Raw genomic sequence first — 22710 nt, 5'->3', positions numbered from 1 at the left:
GCTGGCGGGGGTCAACCGCCTGCCGGGAAGTGGTCGCGCCAGTGCGCAGGCAATCGTCCCTGCTGGTACAGGCCTCGCAGGCGCTGCAACTGGGCCTGGCTCAACAGCTCGAAGGCAATGGCCTGGGGCAGGCCGTCGGCGACCTCGCGTTCGGCGGCCAGCTGTTCTTCCATCAGGTCCAGGGCCAACTGGTTGAGGTCGACGCTGCGCCGTTCTGCCAGGCCGTGGATGTGGCGGCTGTCCAGGCCCATGCCCAGGGTCTTGAGCACCAACTGGTGGAAGGCCCGTTCCGGGTAGTGGCGCGCGGCAAAGGGGTTGTCCAGGGCGATGGCGGCGAACACCTCGCGGTTGTTGGTGCGCCCGGCCTGGAGCGCCAGGTCGAGGCTGGCCCCCTGGCTGTCGAGGTCATCCAGGGCCTTGAGCAGGGCAGCCTTTTCCTGGTCGTCGCCCCAGAGAAACAGCTGGCGCAACAGGGCCAGTTGCCCGGCGCCGGCCTGCTGCTCCAGCAACTGGGCCAGCAGCAGCGCCCGGGCCAGTTGAGTGCGGTTGCAGTCCGGGCTGGGGGCCAGCGGTGCGTTGGCCAAGCGGCGCCGACACTGACTGCTGAGCAGCATCAGGGTGTTGGCCGAGGGCTGCCGGGCCAGTTGTTCCCGGGCTTGCTGCCACCAGCTTCGGCTGTCGTCGTCCAGATGCCGTTCCAGCAATTGCTGGCGCTCGGCGAAGGCACCATGGCGAATGGCAAGCGCCGGCGGCGCAGGGGCGATGGGGTCCATGTTCATGTCGGCTTGATCCAGCGTTGAAGGTGGGGAAGCAGAAAGAACACCAGCACACACAGCAGGCTGCCCAAGGGCTGGTTGGCCACCGCCAGCACCAGGGCGTCGAACAGCGGCAGGGCGGCCAGCCCGGCACCGATGAAGGCGCGGACCTGCCGTTGTTGCGGGTTGGCCAGGTGGCGCTGGTAGTGCCAGCCCAACCAGCCCAGCCACAGCAGCAGGACCAGCCAGAACACGCTGTTGCCGGCATAGGCGGCCAGGAGCAGAGGGCTGAGCATGAGCAGCAGCGGCAGGCGGCTGAGCAACTGGTTGCGATGCTCCAGGCGGGCCAGGTAGGTCAAGCCGGCGATGTAGGTGCCCAGCAGCGCGGCGCACAGCCACAATGGCTGGGGCGGCATGGCCAGGCTGGCGGCGGCGGTCAGGTACAGCGCCGAGCGGCAGCCGCCCATCAGCCAGACGCTGTGGGGATATTTCTTGTGCAGAAGGTTGTAGCCAAGGATAAACAGCAGCAGCAATCCGGCGCTGGCCAGCAGCCAGTGGGGCTGGGCAATCGTCCGGCTCAGGCCGAGGACCGCCAGCGCCGCCAGCAGCAGCAGCGCGGCAGTGGCCAGGCGGACCTGGGCGCGGCTGACCAGGCCGAGAACGATCGGGCGCGGGTTGTGGTGCTGCTGGTCCCAGTCGGCGTCCATCAGGTCGTTGAGCAGCATGCCCGCCAGGTACAGCGCCGAGAGCGCCACCAGCAGCAGGGTCCAGACCAGCGGCGAGGGCGGCGCCAGGGTGGTAGCGCTGCTGGCCAGCAGCGCGGCGGCCAGGGCATTGGTCCATACCGTTGGCAGGTTGGAGACCCGGCCCAGGGTCAGCCAGGTGGTCAGCGACGATTGGGTCATTGCGCGCACCCCGGGCCCCAGGCGAAATCCGGCCCGCCGAAACCCGCCAGGCGCAGCAGGGCCTGTTCCATCAGCGGCATGTCGATCTGGTGCACATCCACCGACTGGCCCAGGCGGTTGAGCATCGGGATCGACAGCTGGCCCCCCAGGTGCTGGCGGAACTCTTCCAGGCCCACCAGGATCGGCGAACGCCCCTGACTGTCCCGCAGGCTCAGTTCCGGCGGGCAGAGGTTGAAGCCGAGCCTGTCCAGCAGTCGCAGCAGGCGCTGGCAGTCGGCGTCGGACAGCAGGCCGCTGGCGTGGGCATACAGCGCATCCAGGGCCATGCCCACGGCCACCGCTTCACCGTGGCGCAAGCGATGCTGGCTGAGGTTCTCCAGCTTGTGGGCGGCCCAGTGCCCGTAGTCCAGGGGGCGGCCATTGCCCCGTTCGAACGGATCGCCGGCACCGGTGATATGGCCCAGGTGCAGTTCGGCGCAGCGGCGAATGGCGTAGCGGCTGGCGTTGTGCTCGAAACCGGCCAGGGCTTCGGCCTGCTGCTCCATCCACTGGAAGAACGCGGCATCCTTGATCACCGCGACCTTGACCGCTTCGGCCAGGCCGGCAATCTGGTCCCGGTGGGAAAGGCTGAGCAGCAGTTGGAAGTCGTTGATCACCGCTGTGGCCGGGTAGAAGGCCCCCAGCAGGTTTTTCTGGGCGAAGGCGTTGATGCCATTCTTCACCCCGATGCCGGCATCGTTCTGCGCCAGCACGGTGGACGGGATGCGGATCAGGCGCATGCCCCGATGGAAGGTGGCGCAGGCATAGCCCACTGCGTCCAGCACTGCGCCGCCGCCCAGGGCCAGCACATAGCAGTGGCGATCCAGGCCGTGTTCCAGCATTTGCGCGTACAGCTGCTGGAGCACGTCCGGGGTCTTGCTCAATTCGCCGGCCGGCACCGCGATCGGTGCGGCCTGCAGATGCAGGTCGGCGGCGTGGGCGCTGAAGTAGTGGTCGATCTGCTGCGGCAACTGGGGCGAGCACAGCAGCAGTTGTTCATCGACAAACACCAGCACCGTGGTGCGCCCCGGGTTCTGCCGGGTCAGTTGCTGATGCAGGCAGGGGTTGTCGGCCTGGAAGATGTGATCGGTAAACAGCACCGGGTAGTGGTAGCTCACCTGGAAGCGGCCCTCCAGAGGCTGCGCCTGATCGTATCGGGGCTGGGCCAGGCGGCTCTTGAACAGGCTGCGGGTGCCGAGGAACAGCCCGGGCAGCACCATGCTGGCGAGAATGGTTGCCAGCAGGGCGTTCTGTTCCACCAGCAGGCTGCCGATGGCGGCATAGGCCAGGGCCAGCCCGGCGTTGGCCAGGGTGGTGACCAGGAGAAACTGGCGCAGCGGATAACGTTGCATGCCGGCGGCCAGCACCGAGGTTTCTGCCAGCACCGGCACGCCACGCAGGCACACCAGGGACAGGGTGCTGAGGCGATAGGCCAGTTGCCCGGGTTGCCAGGTCCTGAGCCCCAGCCAATTGGACAGCAGGCGGAAGTAGCCGGCCCCCAGCCAGTAGCCGAGGCTGGCCCCCAGGCACAGGCCGATGAAGATCACCAGGTAGCCGCCAATGGCGCCCAGGGCCGCCACGGCCAGCAGTGCCACCAGGCTGGAGGGCACGGGCAGCAGCACGTCCAGGGCCAGCAGGGTTACCAGCAACAGGGCCAGGCTCAGGCGCTGTACGGGATCGGTGGGAAGGAAGGTGCCCAGGTGACTCAGCAGCTGTTGGATCTGCTGTTCAAACAACAGGAAACTGGCGATAACCAGGATCGAGAATAGTAATAACGAGAGCCAATAATTTTCGGCCGCACCCTTGAGTGAGAAGGCACGAGACAACGAGCTGCGCTTCATCAAGCATCCCTCTTGATTGATATGACTGGATTCCGTGTCAGTGTCAGCTGGGTAGGGCGGGAGGGCGTCTGGTTATTGAATTCCTCGACGGTTTTTATTGATCTTCTGGCGCCTGAAGAACACTTCAGTGGCGAGTAGCTATCAACTTAGTCAAGACCGAGGGTTTTGCAAGTAAGTTGAATGAAGTGGCCTGCAAGGCATTTTTATGGCCTCAGGGGAAAGTGCGTGTTTAGTCCGGGACGGCTCCGCTGAACGTCTTGCAAGAAGTCTGGTGGAGCCTGTTCTTGCTCAATGAATGCTGGGGATGGTATAGGCAGCGGGGCTGTTTTTTACTTTGCTATAAAGGTTATGAAAATTGGATATATAGAAAAAATCGTTTCATGAAAGCGCACTAAGTAATGTGCGAGGACAGCTCTTGATGGATTTTTAAAAATGTTTCAAATCAGGTTTTGAAATAACGGATTAACCCTTGATTACTATTAGTCAGCTATTTAATGGCTTGCTTATTAATGGGGGAGTTATTTAGTTGTTCCATAGAGCTGTCCGAGCGGGTTGTCGGGGAGTGTTTTTTGTTAATAGGAATCATTCGTGCCATTGTGGTTAACTTGTAGCTCCTGCAACTATCGGCATTTACCGCTATTAACCTCTCGGTAAACAGCGGCGAATTTAATCCGGGAAATGCCTTGTGCCATGAAGTTGCGGTGAGCCACGGCTCACCGCTTGCGGGTGATCAAGCCGCAGGGGCCTGTCCGGCCGCCAGAAACTGCTCGGTGGACAGCACGCTGGCATAGGCGAACGCCAGTGCCGCCATCACCGCACTTTGTACCTGGGCGGCGGGCACGCGCTGGCCAGCGAACTCCAGGTCGAGAGTGGCACAGGCGTCATGGATCACCTTGACCGGGTAGCCCAGGTCGGCAGCGGCCCGGGCAGTGCCTTCCACACACATGTGGCTCATGTTGCCGACGATCACCAGTTCCTCGATGCCCTGCTGCGTGAGCAGCGATTGCAGCTCGGTGTCGCGGAACGCGTTGACGAAATGCTTGAGCACCACCGGCTCATCGGCGTGGTTCTGTACCTTGGGGTGCAACTGCGCACCGGGGGAACCGGGAGTGAAGAAGGGAGCGTCGTCGGAGGTGAATTCGTGGCGGATGTGCACCACAGGTTCAGCGTTCTGGCGAAATGCCTGGATCAGCCGGGCGGCGTTGTCCGCTGCAGCGTCGACGCCGATCAGGGGCCACTTGCCGTCGGCGAAGTAGTCGTTCTGGATATCGATTACGATGAGTGCCTGTCTGGCCATGGGTAATACCTGCGGGTGAGTGATTGACGTGGGAGCCAGTATCGCCACCGGTCGTTCCTTAGAGGATTGGCCGCACCGACATTAACCGGGGGAAAACTGACAGTGGGTATTCAAGGCACGCACGCCGAATTGGGGGTACTGCTCTATCCCGGTGTGCAGATGGCGGCGGTACATGGCCTGAGCGACTTGTTCGAGGTGGCCAACCGGATTGCCGGCGAACAGCCGCAGGCGCAGTTGCCGCGGTTGCGCGTCAGCCACTGGCAGGCCAGCGGCGAACGGCCTCCGGTGCGGGTCCACGACAGCCTGGCCGAAGCCCCCGGGGCCTTGCTGGCGGTATTGATCCCGCCTTCGCTGGCGGGCTTCTCAAGCCATCAGTCATCTGCCGCCCTGATGGGCTGGCTGCGCCAGCAACACGCCGCTGGAGCCACCCTGGGCGGGGTCTGTGTGGGCTCGATCCTGCTGGCCGAAAGCGGCCTGCTCGATGGCCGCAGCGCCACCACCCACTGGACCTCGGCCCAGGCCTTCGCCGAGCGTTACCCACAGGTGCGCCTGGAAGCGGACAAACCCATTGTCGATGACGGCGACCTGATCACCAGCGCCGGGCTGATGGCCTGGGCCGAGCTTGGTCTGCGCCTGGTGAACCGCTTGCTGGGGCCGAGCATCGCCAGTGCCACGGCGCGCTTTCTGGTGATGGAACACAGTGCCAGCGCGAGCCAGTGCGGCAGCAATTTCGCGCCGATCCTCAGCCACGGCGACGGGGCGATTCTCAAGCTCCAGCACTGGCTGCAGGCCAATGGCGCGGTGGATGTTTCGCTGCCGGTGATGGCGCAGCAGGCGGGGCTTGAGCCGCGCACCTTGCTGCGGCGCTTCCGGGCGGCCACCGGCCTCAAGCCGACCCAGTACTGTCAGCACCTGCGGGTGGGCAAGGCCCGGGAACTGCTGGAGTTCACCAACGGCAGCATCGATCACATCGCCTGGACCGTGGGTTATCAGGACCCTGCCACCTTTCGCAGCCTGTTCCGGAAAATCACCGGGCTGGCGCCCAGCGAATACCGCAATCGCTTCGGTGCCACCTCTACGGCTGCAAGCCGGGTACCGTAACCCGGCTGCGGCCTGTTCAGTGGCCGGCCACTGCCCGGGCGCTGCCGCCGGTCGGCGCGAACGCTAGCGGGTTGCGGCGATCCAGGTGGCCGCTCAAGACGGTCAGGGCCAGGGCCACCAGCACCACCAGCGCGCCGATCCAGGCGGTGTGGATCAGCCCCAGGTGAGCGACGATCAAGCCCCCCAGCCAGGCTCCACCGGCAATCCCCAGGTTGAAGGCGGCAATGTTCAGGCCGGACGCCACGTCCACCGCCTGGGGTGTGTAGTGCTCGGCCTGACGTACCACATAGACCTGCAGCCCCGGTACGTTGCCAAACGCCACCGCGCCCCACAGCAGCACGGTCAGCAGCGCCAGCCATGGGTTGCCGGCGGTGAGACTGAGCATCAGCAGCACCGCGGCGAGCAGGGCGAAGATGATCTTCAGCGCGCCGATCGGTCCGCGTCGGTCCGCCAATTTGCCGCCCCAGATATTGCCCACCGCCACCGACACGCCGTACACCAGCAGCACCAGGCTCACGGTGCCGGCGCTGAAGCCGGAAATGTCCTGGAGGATCGGCGCCAGGAAGGTGAAGGCGATGAACGAGCCGCCGTAGCCCACCGCGGTCATGGCGTACACCAGCAGCAGGCGCGGCTGCTTGAGCACCTGCAGTTGTTGCAGCAGCGACGCCGGCGGGCGGTGGGTAATGTTCTTCGGCACGAACAGCAGGCTGCCGATAAAGGCGATCACCCCCAGGGCGGACACTGCGAGGAAGGTTTCGCGCCAGCCCAGATGCTGGCCGATAAAGGTGCCCAGGGGTACGCCTGTGACCAGGGCCACGGTGAGCCCGGTGAACATGATGGCGATCGCGCTGGCGGCTTTTTCCTTGGGCACCAGGCTGGTGGCGATGGTCGAGCCGATGGAGAAGAACACCCCGTGGGCCAGGCCCGTGACAATCCGTGCCAGCACCAGGGATTCATACCCGGGTGCCTTCCAGGCCAGCAGGTTGCCAAGGGTGAACAGCACCATCAGCGACAGCAGCAACAGCTTGCGCGGCACCTTGCCGCTGAGGGCGGTGAGCACCGGGGCGCCAATCGCCACGCCCAGAGCGTAGAGGCTGACCAGCAGCCCGGCGGACGGCAGGCTGACCCCGAGGTCGGTACCTATGGTGGGTAGCAGGCCAACGATAACGAACTCGGTCGTGCCGATGGCGAATGCGCTGAGGGTTAGCGCGAGCAGGGCAATGGGCATCACTGCAACTCCGGTGAAAGTGGGATTGGCGCGCAGTGTCCGGGTTTGACTCGTGCGGAAAAATAGCCCTATCGGCACAAGATATTTGCCTGTGGGTCAAGGATCCCGGAGCCCGTCGTTCACCGGCGCGCCGGCCCCGGGGCAACTGAAGCGAACTTGCCGGGCGTTTGCTGATCAGTTCCTTACAGACCCTGCTGAAGGAGCCCTGCGTTGTGTTGAATTTCAAGACCGCGATCTTGCTCGGGATGCTGCTCGTTCTGGGCAGCAGCGAGCTCTGCGCCGCCACTGCCGCAACAGCTCCGGCGGCGGCCCCGGCCAAGCCGGAACTGCTGGTAGAAGGGGGCCTGCTGGGCGCCATCAGTTCAAGCATCGACGATGTCCAGGACAAGCTCGACCTCAATGAAAACCTGATCGACGCCTGGCGCCTGCGGGCCGACCGCGCGGCGGACGAAGTGGGGCGCCTGGTGAACCAACCCTCGGACCGTTCGGGCTGGAGCGTGGCCGGGGATTTCCTCACCTTGTCCGGCACCTGGCTGGGCGGCTTCGCCCTGCTCACGGTGCTGGCCGGGCTGCTGGTACGGCGGCTGAGCCAGCGGCCCTGGCTGCAAGCCCGGCCCCGAGGCCAGGGCCTGTTGGAATACCTGCTGCCTTACACCTTGCCGGCCTTGGTCTGCCTGCCGCTGACGCTTTACGTCAGCCATTCCCTGAACGGTTCGGTGGGGCGGGCGCTGGCCCTGTGCCTGGCCTATGCCACCAGCAGCGGCATCGTCTCGACCTCGGTGCTGTTGTGCCTGATCGTGATGTTCAACGTCGGGCACAAGCGGCCCGCGGTGCGGATCATCCGTGGCTACTGCCCGAAACCGCTGTTTCTGATCGGTTTCCTTGCGGCTCTCAGCGATGCCCTCACCAGCCCGCAGATCGCCCGCCAGTTGGGGGGCAATATCACCAGCAGCGTGGCGGTGTTCACCGGCCTGCTGGCCTCGCTGATCTTCGCGGTGCTGGTGATCCGCCTGCGCCGGCCGGTGGCGCACCTGATCCGCAACCGCTCCCTGGCCCAGCGTCTGAAACAGCCGGCGTTGCAGGAGTCGCTGCGGATCTTTTCCGGGCTCTGGTACTGGCCGATCCTGCTGATGGTGCTGGTCTCGGCGGTGAGCCTGATCGGTGCCGGCGAGGACAGCCAGCAGGCCCTGCGCTGCGCCTTGCTGACCACGGTGCTGCTGATCGCCACGGTGTTCCTCAGCACCGTGCTGCAGCACCTGTTCAAGTCCCGTAGCGCCCAGACGATTCAGCGCAGCAGCGCCTACAAGGAGCGTTTCCTGAGCCTGTTGCACGCCCTGCTGCGGATCGTCATGGCCATCGCCTTCATCGAGATCCTCGGGCGCATCTGGGGGATCTCGCTGTTCGAGTTCGCCCAGCGCAATACCGTGGGCCGGGCCATCAGCGACTCCCTGAGCAGCATCGGCCTGATCTTCCTGGTGACCTGGCTGCTGTGGGTGGTGCTCGACACAGCGATCCAGGAGGCCCTCAAGCCACCGGCCAACAAGCGTTCGGCGCGTCAGCCCAGTACCCGGGTCAAGACCATCCTGCCGCTGCTGCGCAATGCGATCAAAATCATCCTGGTGGTGATCTGCGCGATCACCACCATGGCCAATCTGGGGATCAACGTCGCGCCGCTGCTGGCCGGTGCCGGGGTGGTGGGCCTGGCCATCGGTTTCGGCTCCCAGCAACTGGTGCAGGACGTGATCACCGGCCTGTTCATCATCATCGAAGACACCCTGTCCATTGGTGACTGGGTGGTGCTCGACTCCGGGCATGCCGGCACCGTCGAGGGCCTGACCATCCGCACCCTGCGCCTGCGCGACGGCAAGGGTTTCGTGCATTCGGTGCCGTTCGGCCAGATCAAGGCGGTCACCAACCAGTCGCGGCAGTTCGCCTATGCCTTCTTCTCGGTGCAGTTCACCTACGACACCGACGTCGACAAGGCCATCGAACTGATCCGCGAAGCCGGGCGCTCCATCAGCGAGGACAGCTTCCTGCGCTACAACCTGCAAGGCGGCCTGGACGTGTTCGGGGTGGACAAGATGGACCTCAACGGTGTGGTGCTGACGGCCCAGTTCCGCACGGTGTCCGGCGGCCAGTACGCGGTGAGCCGGGCCTTCAACCAGCGTCTGAAAAAGCTTGTGGATAACTGCCCCTGGGTGCATTTCGCCCAGACTTATCCACAGCCGGTGGTGTTACCGGCGCGGCGGGTGCATGAAGACGAACCGGAACAGGACGACTCGGCGCTGCTACTCCCCGAATCCCCCCGCCCGCAATGATTGCGCAACGACGGCCATGCAGGAGCTGGCTTGCCAGCGTAAAGGCAGCTGGATCTGGCGAAGGGCTCATGGGCCCTTTCGCCGGCAAGCCGGCTCCTACGGGGGGAGGTCAGTGCCGGATGAGCTTGTTGCGCAGGGCCTGGGCGGCCTGGGGTTCCAGCTCCAGCCACAGGTGCTGGGTGCCGCCGATGTCGGCGGCCGCCGGCAGGCCGTCGCGGAACACCAGGCGGTTGCCGCTCAGGGCCGGGACCTTGGGCCCGGGCAGCAGGGTCCCGGCAAGGTTCAACGGGTCGACGCCGCACACCGCGATCAGGCTGCCGTCATGGGGCCGGCGGCGCACTTCGCGCAGTAGCGGTATGGCTTCCGGCAGGGCGAACTGCTCGCCGGCCAGGCCGCTGACGAAGCGGCCGCCGCGAATTTCTCCGCGGGCTTCCAGGCGATGGAAGGTACGCAGCAAATCACGCCAGTTGGGCAGCCAGTCGGCCTCGCGCTCCAGCAGGCGCCAGAACACCACGCCATAGCGGCGTAGCAGGGTCATGGCCACGTGCTCCAGGGTGGCGGCGCTATCCTCGCTGGCGGCGCGGCGCAACAAGGCCCAGCGCCCCGCGTCGTCCATTCCTCCGACGAAGGCGCCGCGACCCCGTCGGCTGCTGCGGTTCTGGCGCTTGCTGGCCGGGGTGATCAGGGCCCGCAGCCCGGCGAAGCTGTCGGCGTTCACCCATCCGGCGCCTACCAGTTCCTGCAGCACGGTTTCCAGTTCGCTGCGCAGCAGGTGGGCTTCCTGCAGCAGTTCATCGAAAAACAGTGCGCCCAGCTGGCTCAGTACGGCGTGAACCTTCCGGGCCTTGGGTGACAAGTCACTGCTGTCGATGGGGCAGGTCAGGGCGTTCCAGAGCGCCACGCGGGCCCGGGGCAGCAACACGATGGGGGTGCTGCGCAGGGCGCTGCCGGCGATCTTGCCGCTGCTGTTGATCCGGCTCCAGGCCACCTTGCCGCTGCGGCACAGGTCATCCAGCCAACTGGCGGAGTAATCCTTCAGGCGCGCCGGCAGCAGGTCGCTGTCCCAGGCCGAGGCCGCTGCGGGGTAGCCTTCGAACTGCGCGACCACCTCGGCCAGCATGGCACTGCCCTGGCCCTGGGTACCCGGGGAGAGGTGCTGCCAGTCGAACAGAAAGCGCATGAAATCCTGCAAGGCCACCGGTTCGATTTCCCGGCGCAGGCGCTTCACCGTGTAGCGGTGGATCCGCGCCAGCAGGTGACGTTCGCACCACTGTTCTTCATCGCCGCCAGGGCTGAAGCGCCCCCGCAGCACATAACCTTCGCTCTCCAGCTGGATCAGCGCCTGGTGGATGCTGGTAGCGGGCAGGCCCAGGGGGGCGGCGATCTGCGCCAGGGTCAGGGGAGCGAAGCCGCTGAGGCGGGCGCGAATCAGCTCCACCAGGGCCGGCTGTTCCTCCCAGGCCTGGTCGAAACCGGGCACCGGTTGCAGCGCGGGTTGCGAGGCGGCCTGAGGGTACAGCGCCCGCAGACAGCAGATGCGCTCCAGGGCCAGCCACAAGCCGCCGCCCGGGCCGGCCTGCAAGCGGCAGGCGCGGCCCTGGCTGGAAAGGGCTTGCAGCCACTCGGGCCAGTGGAGGTTGGCCTGTGCCTCGGCTTCGCTGATACAGGCCAGGCTCATCAGCGCTTCGTGCATTTCATCGGCACTGGCCGGGGCTGGCCAGGCTTCGGCGGCCACCGCGGCAATCGCTTCGGCATCCAGGGCGCCCAGGTCGTCGGTGGCTTGCGGGTCGCTCCAGCGCCGGGCCAGCACCGCCTGGGTACGGCGTTCCTCCAGGGGCGCGTCATCGAGAAAGGTGTAGGGCTTGGCGCTGAGGATTTCCGCCGCCAGGGGCGAGGGCGCCGGCAGTTCGCGGCTGAGCAGGCGCACCTGGCCCTGTTCCATGCGCCGCAGCAGGTTCAACCAGCCTTCGCTGTCCATGGCTTCGTGCAGGCAGTCGTCGAGGGTCTGCTCCACCAGCGGATGGTCGGGAATCTCGCGCTCGCCGGCCAGGTTTTCCAGGCAGGCGATCTGGTCGGGAAACACGCTGGCGATCAGGTCTTCGCTTTTCATCCGCTGGATCTGCGGCGGCACTTTGCGCCCGCCGCTGTAGCGCGGCAGGGCCAGCGCCACTCCGGCGTTCCAGCGCCAGCGCACGCCGAACAGCGGTGCGTCCAGCAGCGCCTGGACCAGGATGTGTTCGGCGCTGTTGCTGTGCAGGTAACGCCAGACCTCGTCCAGGGCGAAGCTGTGGCTGGTGGACAGGGAAAGGACGATCGCGTCCTCGCTGGCGGCCGCCTGCAATTCGAAATTGAAGGTGCGGCAGAAACGCTTGCGCAGGGCCAGGCCCCAGGCGCGGTTGATGCGGCTGCCGAAGGGGCTGTGGATCACCAGTTGGGTGCCGCCGGACTCGTCGAAGAAGCGCTCCATGATCAGCGTGTCCTGGGACGGCAGCGCGCCCAGGGCCAGGCGCGCCGGTGCCAGGTAATCCACCAGTTGCTCGGCGCTGGCCAGGTTCAGGCCCAGTTCGTGGTGCAACCAGTGGATGGCCGCTTGCAACTGGCCGGGCGTGGCGCCGAGCAACTCGTCGAGTTGGGCCAGCAGGCGCGCCACGGCACCGGAGAGTTCGGCGCTGCGCCCGGGGGCTTCGCCGAGCCAGAAGGGAATGTTCGGCGGCTGGCCCTGGGCATCCTCGACCCGCACCTTGCCGGTTTCCACCCGCAGGATGCGATAGGAGGTGTTGCCCAGCTGGAACACGTCGCCGGCAATGCTTTCCACGGCGAAGTCTTCGTTGACGCTGCCAATGTTCAGCCCCTGGGGCTCCAGCAGCACGCTGTAGTCGGCGTTGTCGGGGATGGTCCCGCCGCTGGTCAGAGCGGTCAGTTGGGCGCCTCGGCGCCCGCGCAGGGTGCGGGCCAGGGCGTCGCGGTGCAGGTAGGCGCTGCGCAGGCCCTGGCGCCCGTTGAAGCCCTCGGCGAGCATCTGCAACAGCGCCTGGTAGTGGGCCTGATCCAGGTCGGCGTAGGGCGCGGCCTGGCGCAGCATGTCCAGCAGCGCGGCTTCCGACCACTCCTGGCAGCTGACTTCAGCGACGATCTGCTGGGCCAGCACATCCAGGGGGGCATGGGGGATCAGTAGAGTGTCCAGTTCGCCCCGGCGCACGCAGTCGAGCAGGGCGGCGCATTCGATCAGGTCGTCGCGGGTCAGGGCGAACAACCGGCCCTTGGGCGTGCCGCCCACCTGGTGGCCGGAGCGGCCGACCCGCTGCAGAAAGGCCGAGATCGAGCGTGGCGAGCCGATCTGGCACACCAGATCGACATCACCGATATCGATCCCCAGCTCCAGGGAAGCGGTAGCGATCAGCACTTGCAGGTCGCCGGCCTTGAGCCGCTGCTCGGCTTCCAGGCGCTGCTCCTTGGCCAGGCTGCCGTGGTGCGCGGCCACCGCCTGCTTGCCCAGGCGCTCGCTGAGGTGGCGGGCCAGGCGCTCGGCCAGGCGCCGGGTGTTGACGAATATCAGCGTGGTGCGGTGTTCCCTGGCCAGGTTGGCGAGGCGCTCGTACACCAGCTCCCAGACGTCATTGGCCATGACCGCCGACAGCGGCACCGGCGGCACTTCGATGTCCAGGTCCCGGGGGCGGGCGTGGCCGATATCGACGATTTCGCAAGGGCGGCCGTGGCCCACCAGAAAGCGCGACACGGCTTCGATGGGCTTCTGCGTGGCGGACAGGCCAATGCGCAGCAAGGGGGCGGCGCACAAGGCCTGCAAGCGTTCCAGGCTCAGGGCCAGGTGGCTGCCGCGCTTGCTGCCGGCCAGGGCGTGGATTTCGTCGATGATCACACTGCGGGTGCTGGCCAGCATCCTGCGGCCGGAATCCGAGCCCAGCAGCACGTAGAGGGATTCCGGGGTGGTGACGAGGATCTGCGGCGCGCTCTTGCGCATGGCGTTGCGGTCTTTCTGCGGGGTATCGCCGGTGCGCACCGCGGTGCTGATGGACAGTTCCGGCAGGCCCATGCGGCGCAATTGCTCGGTGATGCCCGCCAGTGGCTGCTGCAGGTTGATCTGAATGTCATTGCTCAAGGCCTTGAGTGGCGACACATACACCACCAGGGTGGCGTCCGGCAGCTGGCCACCGCCGGCCAGCCCCTGGCGCACCAGGTCATCGATCACCGCGAGAAAGGCGGTCAGGGTCTTGCCGGAGCCGGTGGGCGCGGCGATCAGGGTCGAGCGGCGCTGGGCGATCAGCGGCCAGGCACGGGCCTGGGCCGGGGTCACAGCGGCAAAGGTATGCTTGAACCAGGCGCTGACAGCGGGGTGGAAGCCGTCCAGCACCGGATTAACGGATTGGGCAAGGTTCATGGATGGATTTATGCGGCCGCACCCGGCAACTTGCAAGCGCCGTTGATTCCATGGGGGCCTCGACACTTTCTGAGTGACGCTTGCGCCACAAACCCGCAAAATGCAACGATTCCGGCAATTATCGACGGCCAGCCCCACGAGACTGGCCGACTCCAACCATCGTTCTGAACAGACTGGGCCTGCTGACTCTATGCGAATGCGCCTTATGTTACTGGGCGGCGGAAATGCCCTTGGGCAGGCGCTGATTCGCCTGGGTGCGGAGGAAGACATCGGTTTCCTCGCCCCCCGTCCGCCGCAAGACGGCTGGGATGCCGCGAGCCTTACGCAACTGCTCGACGACACCCGCCCGGATGCCTTGATCAACCTGGCTTACTACTTCGACTGGTTTCAGGCGGAGAGCGTGAGCGAGGCGCGCTTGAGCGGCCAGGAACGGGCGGTCGAGCGCCTGGCAGAGCTTTGCCAGCATCACAACATCATCCTCTTGCAGCCTTCGAGCTATCGGGTGTTCGACGGCTCCCGGGCGACTGCCTACAGCGAAAAGGACGAGCCGGTGCCCCTGGGCCTGCGCGGCCAGGCTCTGTGGCGGATCGAGCAAAGCGTTCGCGCTACCTGCCCGCAGCACGTGCTGCTGCGTTTCGGCTGGCTGCTGGATGACAGCCCGGACGGCATTCTCGGGCGTTTCCTGGCCCGGGCCGAATCCCCGGACGAACTGTTGATGGCCGACGACCGGCGGGGTAATCCGACCCCGGTGGACGATGCCGCGCGGGTGATCATCTCGGTGCTCAAGCAGCTCGATTGCGCCGCGCCGCTTTGGGGCACTTACCACTACGCCGGCCAGGAAGCCACCACGCCCCTGGCCCTGGGGCAGGCGGTGCTGACCGAAGCCCGGCAATTGCACCCGCTGGCCATCGAGGCGCCGACCGCCCAGGCCCATGCCGCCAGCGCCGATGCCGCCGAGGAACCGCAGCACGCAGTACTGGCCTGCAAGAAAATCCTTCATACCTTCGGGATCAAGCCGCGCGCCTGGCGTGCCGCGCTCCCGGCTTTACTGGATAGGTTTTATCGTCATGGCTGAAGGCCTCGTATTGATCACCGGCGGTGCCGGTTTCATTGGCTCGCACCTGGCCGATGCCCTGCTCGCCAAGGGCTACGCGGTGCGGGTGCTGGACGACTTGTCCACCGGTAAACCGAGCAACCTGCCGCTGGCTGATCCGCGAGTCGAGCTGATCGAAGGCAATGTGGCCGATGCGTCGCTGGTCAGCCAGGCCATGCAAGGCTGCTGCGCTGTGGCGCACCTGGCAGCGGTGGCTTCGGTGCAGGCCTCGGTGGACGACCCGGTGCAGACCCACCAGAGCAATTTCATCGGCACCCTGAATGTCTGTGAGGCCATGCGTGAGCACGGCGTCAAGCGAGTGCTGTTCGCTTCCAGCGCCGCGGTGTATGGCAACAACGGGGAAGGCCAGTCCATCGACGAGGACACGGCCAAGGCGCCGCTGACCCCTTATGCCTCGGACAAGCTGGCCAGCGAGTACTACCTGGATTTCTACCGGCGCCAGCACGGGCTGGAACCGGCGGTCTTTCGCTTCTTCAACATCTTCGGCCCGCGCCAGGATCCGTCTTCGCCCTATTCCGGAGTGATCAGCATCTTCAGCGAACGCGCCCAGCAAGGCTTGCCGATCACCGTGTTCGGCGATGGCGAGCAGACCCGGGATTTCGTCTACGTCGGCGATCTGGTTCAGGTGCTGGTGCAGGCCATCGAGGCGCCGCAGTTGGAAGTGGGAGCGGTCAACGTTGGCTTGAACCAGGCCACGACCCTCAAGCAGATGCTCGCGGCCCTGGCCGAGGTGGTGGGTGCCTTGCCACCCATCAGCTACGGCCCGGCCCGTGCCGGTGATATTCGTCACTCCCGTGCCGGCAATCAGCGACTGCTGCAGCGTTTTACCTTCCCCGAACCCACGCCGATGAGTGTTGGCCTGGCTCGCCTGATGGGCCGCTGAATGAAATTGCGGACATGAAAAAGGCGCCTGCAAGGCGCCTTTTTCATGTCTGGCGGGCTTAGAACTTGTAGCCCAGGCCAACCATGTAGACCATCGGGTCGACGTCGACATTGACCTTGGCACGGGTGCCTGGAGCCACGCCGTTGTTGTCCACATAGGCGCGGGTGTCGATATCGATGTAACGCACTTGGGCGTTGATCATGATGTTGTCGGTCAGCATGTAGTCGGCGCCGACCTGCCAGGCCAGGCCCCAGGAGTTCTTGGCGCGGAAGTTGTCGAAACCGGCGGTCTGGGCGCGGCTGCCGACGTGCTCGTCGTAGATCCAGGTGTAGTTGATACCGGCACCGACATAGGGCTGGAACGCCGATTTGTTATCCAACGGGTAGTACACCACGCTCAGGGTTGGCGGCAGGTGCTTGAGGGTACCGAGCTTGCCGTTGGCCGGAGCCAGGGCAGTGTTCTTGATCTTCACATCGTGTTCGAACGGGGTGGCGGCCAGCAGTTCGATACCGATGTTGTTGGTCAGCATGTAGGCGAAGTTCAAGCCCAGCTGAGTGTCGCTGCTCATGGTCGCCTTGCCGCCGAGGTTGGTGCCGGCCAGAGGACCGCGATCGACTTTGACGTCGGAGCTGTTGGCTTTTGGATTGACGGTAATCGCACCGGCACGAACGATGATGTCACCGGCTTCGTGGGCGTTGGCAATCGGGGCGGCGAGTGCGAGCGCGATCAGGGAGGCGCTAAGCAGAGACTTGTGCATGGGAGCTCCAAAGGACGATTCAGATTGGCTATGTCCAATGGTAAGGATCGTCAAGTTGACCGCCTTGACTCAGCTCAATGAAATGGCAAACCCCGGTTGGCGGGGTGAACTATTCTTTTGCCCCGCACTCTTTTGACGTTCCCCGGGCATCGCCCGCCCGCACTCTTTTACTCTGGCAACTCGTAGACGTAGATCTTCTGCGCCGCCATCTGGTAGCCGGCATCCGCCAGCTCGCTGGTGGAGGGCTTGACCTGCATATCGCCTTCGATCCAGTACGGCTGGTACAGCTCATCGAGTTTCACCCCGACTTCGCTGGTGACGTGGACGATCTGGTTCGATGGCGGTGGCGGTACGTGGATGCAGGCGCCGAAGTAGGGCACCAGCAGGAAGTCTGTGGTGCGTCCTTCCTCGCTCACTTCCAGGGGCACGATGTAGCCGGGCAGACGCACCGATTGGCCGTCGAGGCTCTTCACCACCGGGGCATTGGGCAGGTCTTGCTTGGCAGCGGGGGCCGATTCGGCGGACAGCGCATCGCTCATCTGCGACAGGTCGTGCAGCGGCTTCATGTTCGGCACTTCCGGCGGCGCGTCCGGCGGGATCATTTCCGACCAGGTCAGGTCCTTCGGAGCCCCCGCCGCCCACAGCGGTGAGCTGAACAGCAGCGATAGGGCAAGCAGAGAGCGCAGCAAGCGTTGGGTCTTCATAAACCAGGGCTCATAAACGAATCGACAGGCCATCGGCCAGGGATTGCCGGTAGGCGCGCCAGGCCGGCACGCTGCCCATCAGCAGCGCGGCGATCAGAATACCGCCCAGCAGCGTCCACTCATACTGGCTGGGCCAGGACAGTGGCAGGTACAGGCCGTAATTCGACTGCACGTAGCCCTGGGCCAGGGCGATGCCCAGGTACAGCAGGCCAAGCCCGGCCAGCACCCCGAACAGCGCCAGGGCGAAGGCTTCGAAGATCAGCAGGGTCGCAATGTGCCAGGGGCGCGCGCCCACCGAGCGCAGGATGGCCATCTCCCGTCGGCGTTCATTGAGGCTGGTGAGGATCGCCGTGAGCATGCCGATCAGGCCGGTCAGGACCACGAACAGCGACACCACGAACAAGGCTTTCTCGGCGGTGCCCATCAGGCTCCAGAGTTCCTGTAGGGCCACGCCGGGCAGGATCGCCAGCATCGGCTCGCCGCGGAATTCGTTGATCTCCCGTTGCAGGGCGAAGGTCGAGATCTTGCTGTTGAGGCCCAGCATGAAGGCGGTGATGGCCTGGGGCGTCAGGTCCATGTTGCGCGCCTGGTCGGCGCTGATGCGCCCCTCGCCACGGGCCGGCACGCCGTTGTGCCAGTCGATGTGGATCGCCTCCATGCCGCCCAGGCTGATGTGCAGGGTGCGGTCCACCGGAGTGCCGGTGCGCTTGAGGATGCCGACCACGGTGAAGGGCTTGTCGTCGTGCTTGACCAGGCTGATGGCCGCCACGCCATGGGCCAGTACCAGCTTGTCCCCCAGCTTGTAGTGCAAGGCATCGGCGACTTCGGCCCCCAGCACCACTTCGAAGGGGTCGCTGGCGAAGGCCCGGCCCACCGCCAGTTGCAGGTTCTGCTGGTGGCCGTACTGGTAGTGCTGGAAATAGGAGTCAGTGGTGCCCATCACCCGATAGCCGCGGTGGGAGTCGCCCAGGGAAATCGGGATCGCCCACTTTACCTTGGGGTTGCTGGCGAAGTGCTCGAAGCTGTCCCAGCGGATGTTGTTGGTGGCGTTGCCGATGCGGAATACCGAGTACAGCAGCAGGTTCACCGAGCCGGAACGGGCGCCGACGATCAGGTCGGTGCCGCTGATGGTGCTGGCGAAACTGGCCCGGGCTTCGGTGCGCACCCGCTCCACCGCCAGCAGCAGGCAGACCGAGAGGGCAATGGCGAAGGCGGTGAGGATCGCGGTGAAGCGACGGTTAGCCAGGCTGGCCATGGCTAGACGGAACAGATACATCTCAGACCTCTGCGGGCTTGGCGGCGCGATTGAGTTCGGCCAGCGACAGGTTGCGATCGAACAGCGCTGCCAGGCTCTGGTCGTGGCTGACGAACAGCAGGCTGGCCCCGGCTTCGCGGCATTCGGCGAACAGCAATTGGAGGAAGGCTTCCCGGGCGTCGTGGTCCAGCGCCGAAGTCGGTTCGTCGGCAATCACCAGTTCCGGCTGGCCGATCAGCGCTCGGGCCGCAGCGACCCGCTGCTGCTGGCCGATGGATAGCGAATCGGCGCGGCGGCCGAGCAGCTCCGGGTCCTTCAGCCCCAGGTGGGCCAGCAGGGTGGCTGCGGCCTGGTCGACGCTGCCATGGCGCTGTGCGGCGCGGCCGGCCCGTAGCTTGGAGAAGTGGCAGGGCAGCTCGACATTCTCGCGTACCGAGAGAAACGGCAGCAGGTTGAACTGCTGGAAGATGTAGCCGGTGTGATCGACGCGAAAGCGGTCGCGGGCGCCGGCCGAAAGCTCGGTCAGCTCCTGGCCCAGCAGGCGAATGCTGCCCTGGTTGGGTTTCTGCACGCCGCCCAGCAGGCCCAGCAGGGTGGTCTTGCCGCTGCCGCTGGGGCCCTTGAGGAACAGGGTTTCGCCGACTTCCAGGCGAAAGTCCGGAATGTCCAGTAACGGTGGATGACCGGGCCAGTTGAAGCCCAGGTTGGACAGTTCGATAAGTGCTTGGGTCATGTCGGGTCGATCATCGGATGAGTGTTGTAGCCGCCGAAGGCAGCGGCTACAGGGTTGGCGCTCAGAACTTCAGGGTTGCCGCCGTGGCGCTGGCTTCGACGCCCTGCTGGCCATTCGGCGAAATGAGTTGTACCTGAATTTTCTGGGTGGCGGGGAAGGTCTTGAAGACCTGCCCCAGATCGAGGGTCTTCAGGGCATCCGGCTTGGCGCAGGTGAACTGGTAGTGGGCGTGGATCTCGCTGTGCTCATGGTGATGCTCGTGGCCAGCGGCATCCTTGGCATCTTCGTCGTGGTCGTCGTCATCGTGATCATCGGCATCGGGCTGGTCGCCGAACAGCGGGCTCTCCAGCTCCTGCTTGGCCACCACGCACGCCGCTGCCTTGGGCAGGCTGAACAGCACCAGCGGCTGTTCCAGCTGGGTGCGGGCGGCAGCCACCTTGGCCTTGTCGGCGTCGGTGCTCGGAGCGTGTTCGAAGCCCACCAGGTTCATTGCCGGGCTCTCCAGCTCCAGTTCCAGGGTCTGGCCGTCGAGCACTGCGTTCAAACGGCCGACTCCATGTTCGTGGGCGCCGAGGCTGCCATGTTCATGCTCGTGATCATGGGCTTGCGCGGCCTGGGCGGCGGCCAGCGGCAACAGGGCGAACGGCAGGGCGAGTAGCAGACGGCGCATAGCAAGTCTCCGGAGCGAAGATGAAATAAATGTTATGTGATCTTATAACAATTGGCCGCTGAGTTTGACCGGCCGCTTGGCGTTGCGCAAGACGCGTGGGAGCATGCTCGTCAGAAAAATTCAGGAGCACAGCAATGTTGCGGATTCGTGGAAGCATCGGCGACTGGCCGGTGGATTTGACCCTGGAACTGGACGAAGGCGACTGGGCGCAACTGGGTGCGCAGTTGCAGGCGGCCAAGCCCGAGAGCGTCGCGGTGGCGGCGAAGCCGGCCAGCCAGGACGATGCCCTGTGGCAGACCACCAAGGAGTTGCTGCGCAAGGCCGGGCAGCTCAGCGGGCCGGAGTTGCTGGAGCAACTGGAAGGGCTGACCGGTAGCGCGGCGGCAGGCAAGCGCTTGTTGGTGCGCTTGCGCCACTGCGCCGAGGTCAAGGTGGTGAGCGGCGCCGATACGCCGATCTACAGCTGGGTGCAATGACCCTGCAGGAGCCCGCTTGCTGGCGAATGCGTTCGGCCTGTCAGAACGCTTTCGCTGGCAAGCCAGCTCCTACACAAGCCAGCTCCTCCGGCTCAGTACAGGGCGGCGAACAGCTTGCGGCGGTAGGCGGTCACCAGGGGGTGGTCGTTGCCCAGCAGGTCGAAGACTTGCAGCAGGGTCTTGTGGGCGATGCCTTCGTTGTAGCTGCGGTTGCGCATGAACAGCTTGAGCAGGGCTTCGAGCGCCGCTTCATATTGCTGGCGCGCCAGTTGCTGGATCGCCAGTTGGTACAGCGCTTCATCGTCCTGCGGGTCCTTGGCCAGGCGCGCCTTGAGCTCGGCGGCGTCCGGCAGGTCCGCGGCCTGCTTGAGGAAGGTGATCTGCGCCTTGGCTCCGGCCAGGGCCGCCTTGTGCTCATCGCTCTTGACCGCGTCGAGCACGGTCTGGGCTTCACCCAGCTCGCCACGCTCGGCCAGGCAGCGGGCGTAGAGGATCAGCGCCTTGGCGTTGCTGTTGTCTTCGCCCAGCAGCACCTTGAGCAGGGCCTCGGCATCGCCGATACGGCCTTCGGCAAACAGGGTTTCGGCCTGTTCCAGCGGATCGGCGGCCGGCGGTGGCGGCATCTGCACATGGGGTTCGAGCATGGCCCGCACCGCGGATTCCGGTTGCGCACCGGCAAAGCCGTCTACGGGCTGGCCGTCCTTGAACAGCACCACGGTGGGCAGGCTGCGGATGCCGAAGCGGGCGACGATGTCCTGCTCGATGTCGCAGTTGACCTTGGCCAGCAGCAGTTCGCCCTGATAGCTCTCGGCAATTTGCTGCAGCATCGGCATCAGCGCCTTGCAGGGCGCACACCACTCGGCCCAGAAGTCCACCAGGACCGGCTTGTGAAAGGAGTTCTCGATCACCGACTGGTCGAAATCAGCGGTGCGGGCGTCGAAGATGTAGGGCGTTTCCTGACTCATGGGGTATCTCGAATAAGCGGGAATGGAACCACTATAAAGGCTGGCCGGGAGGCTGAAAATCGCTATCGCCGCTGTGCGTGATAGAGGCTCACGTTGCGAAATTCCCAGGGTTCGGCCAGGTCGGGCAGGGTGAGGGCATTGAGCATTTCCAGGCGCTGATAGAGCGGGTGCTGGAAGTCCCGTACGCGGGAATCCGCCACCAGGGCCTGGCGGCCACGGCTGAGGAACTGGTCCAGCAGCGGCAGGTTGGCCCGGTCGTAGAGCACGTCCGCCACCAGGATCAGGTCGAAGCGGTCGGCCTCGGCGAAGAAATCCATGGAATAGCTCAGCTCGACGCCATTGAGTCGGGCATTCGCCCGGCAGGCGGCAATGGCCAGCGGGTCAAGGTCACAGGCCACCACTTCCCGGGCCCCGGCCTTGGCCGCGGCAATCGCCGCCACGCCGGAACCGGCACCGAAATCCAGCACCCGCTTGCCCGCGACCCAATGCGGCTGCTCGGCCAGGTAGCGCGCCAGGGCCAGGCCGCTGGCCCAGCAGAAGCTCCAGTAGGGCGGCTCGTGGAGGATGCGCCGGGTTTCTTCCGGGGTGAAGGCGCGGTCCATGTTGTCGGCGTCGATCAGCCAGAGCTTCAGCGTGGTATCGGGCAGCTCGCAGGCTACCAGTCGCGCGTCCCCCAGCAGTTCGCTGAGGGCAGCTTGCAGGTCGAGCGGGACATTCATGGGGCTTTGATAAATTGCAGTTGGCCCAGGGCCTGGCTGGTGGGTTGGTCGATGCGCTGGGCCGGCAGGTGCAGGATCAATTGGCCGGACTGGCTGGCGCGGCCGCGCAGTTCGACCCGGGCGCCGGCCGGAAAGGCTTCGGTGGCAAAGCGCAGGCGGAACGGTAGGGCTTGGCTGGTGCCGCTCAGGTTGCTGCTGGCCAGCAGGCGTTGCGGACGGCCGCGCTCATCGATCACCAGCAGGGCCAGCTCGACGTCGGCGCCGGCCGGTACGCCCTCGAGGGTGCCGCTCAACTCGCGCTGGTAGGCCGGCAGGGGGCCTGGATCGGCCGGTTCCTGATTTTTTTTCACCGCCTGCTGCTGTGAAGTGGAGGGGGCCGCGGTTTTTGGCGCATCGCTGCTGCAAGCGACCAACAGGCTGACAAGACTGAGCAGAACGAGCGGTCTGAGCGGCATCTGAAGCTCCAACAAGGCGAATTTCCGTGTGCGAAACATAATAGTCGGTCTGTATACCGTAAAGGCTATGGCTTGTCTTGCCAGTGGGATGCGCTACCA

At 65.4% G+C, this 22710-nt stretch carries 19 protein-coding genes; 5 read left to right on the top strand and 14 right to left on the bottom strand.

The window, feature by feature from the left end:
• Positions 1-11: 11 nt before the first annotated feature.
• The 4 genes from BLS75_RS29080 to BLS75_RS29065 all read right to left on the bottom strand — a co-directional run bounded on the left by BLS75_RS29080 (position 12) and on the right by BLS75_RS29065 (position 4837).
• Positions 12-779 (bottom strand): EboA domain-containing protein, encoded by a 768-nt coding sequence (locus BLS75_RS29080; protein WP_072452849.1) that lies wholly within the window; start codon positions 777-779, stop codon positions 12-14.
• Positions 776-1660, bottom strand: coding sequence for a UbiA family prenyltransferase (locus tag BLS75_RS29075; RefSeq protein ID WP_072452850.1), 885 nt, complete (start codon positions 1658-1660; stop codon positions 776-778). The genes BLS75_RS29080 and BLS75_RS29075 overlap by 4 nt, the downstream gene beginning before the upstream one ends.
• The gene (locus BLS75_RS29070; RefSeq protein ID WP_072452851.1) at positions 1657-3540 is read right to left on the bottom strand and encodes a 3-dehydroquinate synthase; all 1884 of its coding nucleotides are present in this window, start codon (positions 3538-3540) and stop codon (positions 1657-1659) included. The genes BLS75_RS29075 and BLS75_RS29070 overlap by 4 nt, the downstream gene beginning before the upstream one ends.
• A gap of 730 nt (positions 3541-4270) precedes the next feature.
• Positions 4271-4837 carry a cysteine hydrolase family protein gene (locus tag BLS75_RS29065; protein WP_072452852.1) on the bottom strand — a complete coding sequence of 189 codons (567 nt, stop codon included), beginning with the start codon at positions 4835-4837 and terminating at the stop codon, positions 4271-4273.
• A gap of 102 nt (positions 4838-4939) precedes the next feature.
• Between BLS75_RS29065 and BLS75_RS29060 the strand changes: the two genes are divergently transcribed.
• Positions 4940-5938: a GlxA family transcriptional regulator gene (locus tag BLS75_RS29060; RefSeq protein ID WP_072452853.1), complete on the top strand. Its 999-nt coding sequence runs from the start codon at positions 4940-4942 to the stop codon at positions 5936-5938.
• 16 nt (positions 5939-5954) lie between these two features.
• Here the strand turns inward: BLS75_RS29060 and BLS75_RS29055 are convergent, their stop codons facing one another.
• Positions 5955-7166 (bottom strand): MFS transporter, encoded by a 1212-nt coding sequence (locus BLS75_RS29055; RefSeq protein WP_072452858.1) that lies wholly within the window; start codon positions 7164-7166, stop codon positions 5955-5957.
• Between the two features lie 212 nt (positions 7167-7378).
• Between BLS75_RS29055 and BLS75_RS29050 the strand changes: the two genes are divergently transcribed.
• Positions 7379-9484 carry a mechanosensitive ion channel family protein gene (locus BLS75_RS29050; RefSeq protein WP_072453040.1) on the top strand — a complete coding sequence of 702 codons (2106 nt, stop codon included), beginning with the start codon at positions 7379-7381 and terminating at the stop codon, positions 9482-9484.
• A 109-nt stretch (positions 9485-9593) separates the two neighbouring features.
• On the opposite strand, the gene BLS75_RS29045 is transcribed toward BLS75_RS29050, so the two are convergent.
• Positions 9594-13880 (bottom strand): DEAD/DEAH box helicase, encoded by a 4287-nt coding sequence (locus BLS75_RS29045; RefSeq protein ID WP_072452860.1) that lies wholly within the window; start codon positions 13878-13880, stop codon positions 9594-9596.
• Between the two features lie 190 nt (positions 13881-14070).
• Here BLS75_RS29045 and BLS75_RS29040 point away from each other — a divergent pair, with 190 nt between their 5' ends.
• Complete coding sequence (locus tag BLS75_RS29040) at positions 14071-14955, top strand: sugar nucleotide-binding protein (RefSeq protein ID WP_036995925.1); 885 nt, start codon at positions 14071-14073, stop codon at positions 14953-14955.
• The gene (locus tag BLS75_RS29035; protein WP_072452862.1) at positions 14948-15877 is read left to right on the top strand and encodes an NAD-dependent epimerase/dehydratase family protein; all 930 of its coding nucleotides are present in this window, start codon (positions 14948-14950) and stop codon (positions 15875-15877) included. The genes BLS75_RS29040 and BLS75_RS29035 overlap by 8 nt, the downstream gene beginning before the upstream one ends.
• Positions 15878-15935: 58 nt before the next feature.
• On the opposite strand, the gene BLS75_RS29030 is transcribed toward BLS75_RS29035, so the two are convergent.
• From BLS75_RS29030 to BLS75_RS29010, 5 genes are all read right to left on the bottom strand, one after another.
• On the bottom strand, positions 15936-16634 hold the full coding sequence (locus BLS75_RS29030; RefSeq protein ID WP_072444882.1) for an OmpW/AlkL family protein: 699 nt from the start codon (positions 16632-16634) through the stop codon (positions 15936-15938).
• Between the two features lie 167 nt (positions 16635-16801).
• The gene (locus BLS75_RS29025) at positions 16802-17323 is read right to left on the bottom strand and encodes a DUF3299 domain-containing protein (RefSeq protein WP_026019988.1); all 522 of its coding nucleotides are present in this window, start codon (positions 17321-17323) and stop codon (positions 16802-16804) included.
• Positions 17324-17348: 25 nt separating this feature from the next.
• Positions 17349-18614: an ABC transporter permease gene (locus BLS75_RS29020; RefSeq protein WP_072452864.1), complete on the bottom strand. Its 1266-nt coding sequence runs from the start codon at positions 18612-18614 to the stop codon at positions 17349-17351.
• A 1-nt stretch (position 18615) separates the two neighbouring features.
• Entirely contained in the window at positions 18616-19326 is a 711-nt protein-coding gene (locus BLS75_RS29015) for an ABC transporter ATP-binding protein (RefSeq protein ID WP_019093216.1), read from the bottom strand.
• Between the two features lie 61 nt (positions 19327-19387).
• The gene (locus BLS75_RS29010; protein WP_072452866.1) at positions 19388-19996 is read right to left on the bottom strand and encodes a DUF2796 domain-containing protein; all 609 of its coding nucleotides are present in this window, start codon (positions 19994-19996) and stop codon (positions 19388-19390) included.
• Between the two features lie 134 nt (positions 19997-20130).
• Between BLS75_RS29010 and BLS75_RS29005 the strand changes: the two genes are divergently transcribed.
• Positions 20131-20472, top strand: a complete 342-nt coding sequence (locus BLS75_RS29005; RefSeq protein ID WP_072452868.1) for a hypothetical protein — start codon at positions 20131-20133, stop codon at positions 20470-20472.
• 92 nt (positions 20473-20564) lie between these two features.
• Here BLS75_RS29005 and trxA read toward each other — a convergent pair whose 3' ends face one another.
• From trxA to BLS75_RS28990, 3 genes are all read right to left on the bottom strand, one after another.
• The gene (gene trxA, locus BLS75_RS29000) at positions 20565-21437 is read right to left on the bottom strand and encodes a thioredoxin (RefSeq protein WP_072452870.1); all 873 of its coding nucleotides are present in this window, start codon (positions 21435-21437) and stop codon (positions 20565-20567) included.
• 62 nt (positions 21438-21499) lie between these two features.
• The gene (locus BLS75_RS28995; protein ID WP_053154128.1) at positions 21500-22156 is read right to left on the bottom strand and encodes a class I SAM-dependent methyltransferase; all 657 of its coding nucleotides are present in this window, start codon (positions 22154-22156) and stop codon (positions 21500-21502) included.
• Positions 22153-22611 carry a hypothetical protein gene (locus BLS75_RS28990; RefSeq protein ID WP_072444892.1) on the bottom strand — a complete coding sequence of 153 codons (459 nt, stop codon included), beginning with the start codon at positions 22609-22611 and terminating at the stop codon, positions 22153-22155. Before BLS75_RS28990 ends, BLS75_RS28995 begins: the two co-directional genes overlap by 4 nt.
• Between the last annotated feature and the right edge of the window lie 99 nt (positions 22612-22710).

It is taken from the genome of Pseudomonas sp. NFPP12, from assembly GCF_900103205.1.
GTDB lineage: Bacteria > Pseudomonadota > Gammaproteobacteria > Pseudomonadales > Pseudomonadaceae > Aquipseudomonas > Aquipseudomonas protegens.
The sequence above is the reverse complement of the archived record's forward strand: the minus strand, read 5'-3'. Positions and strand labels throughout refer to the sequence as shown.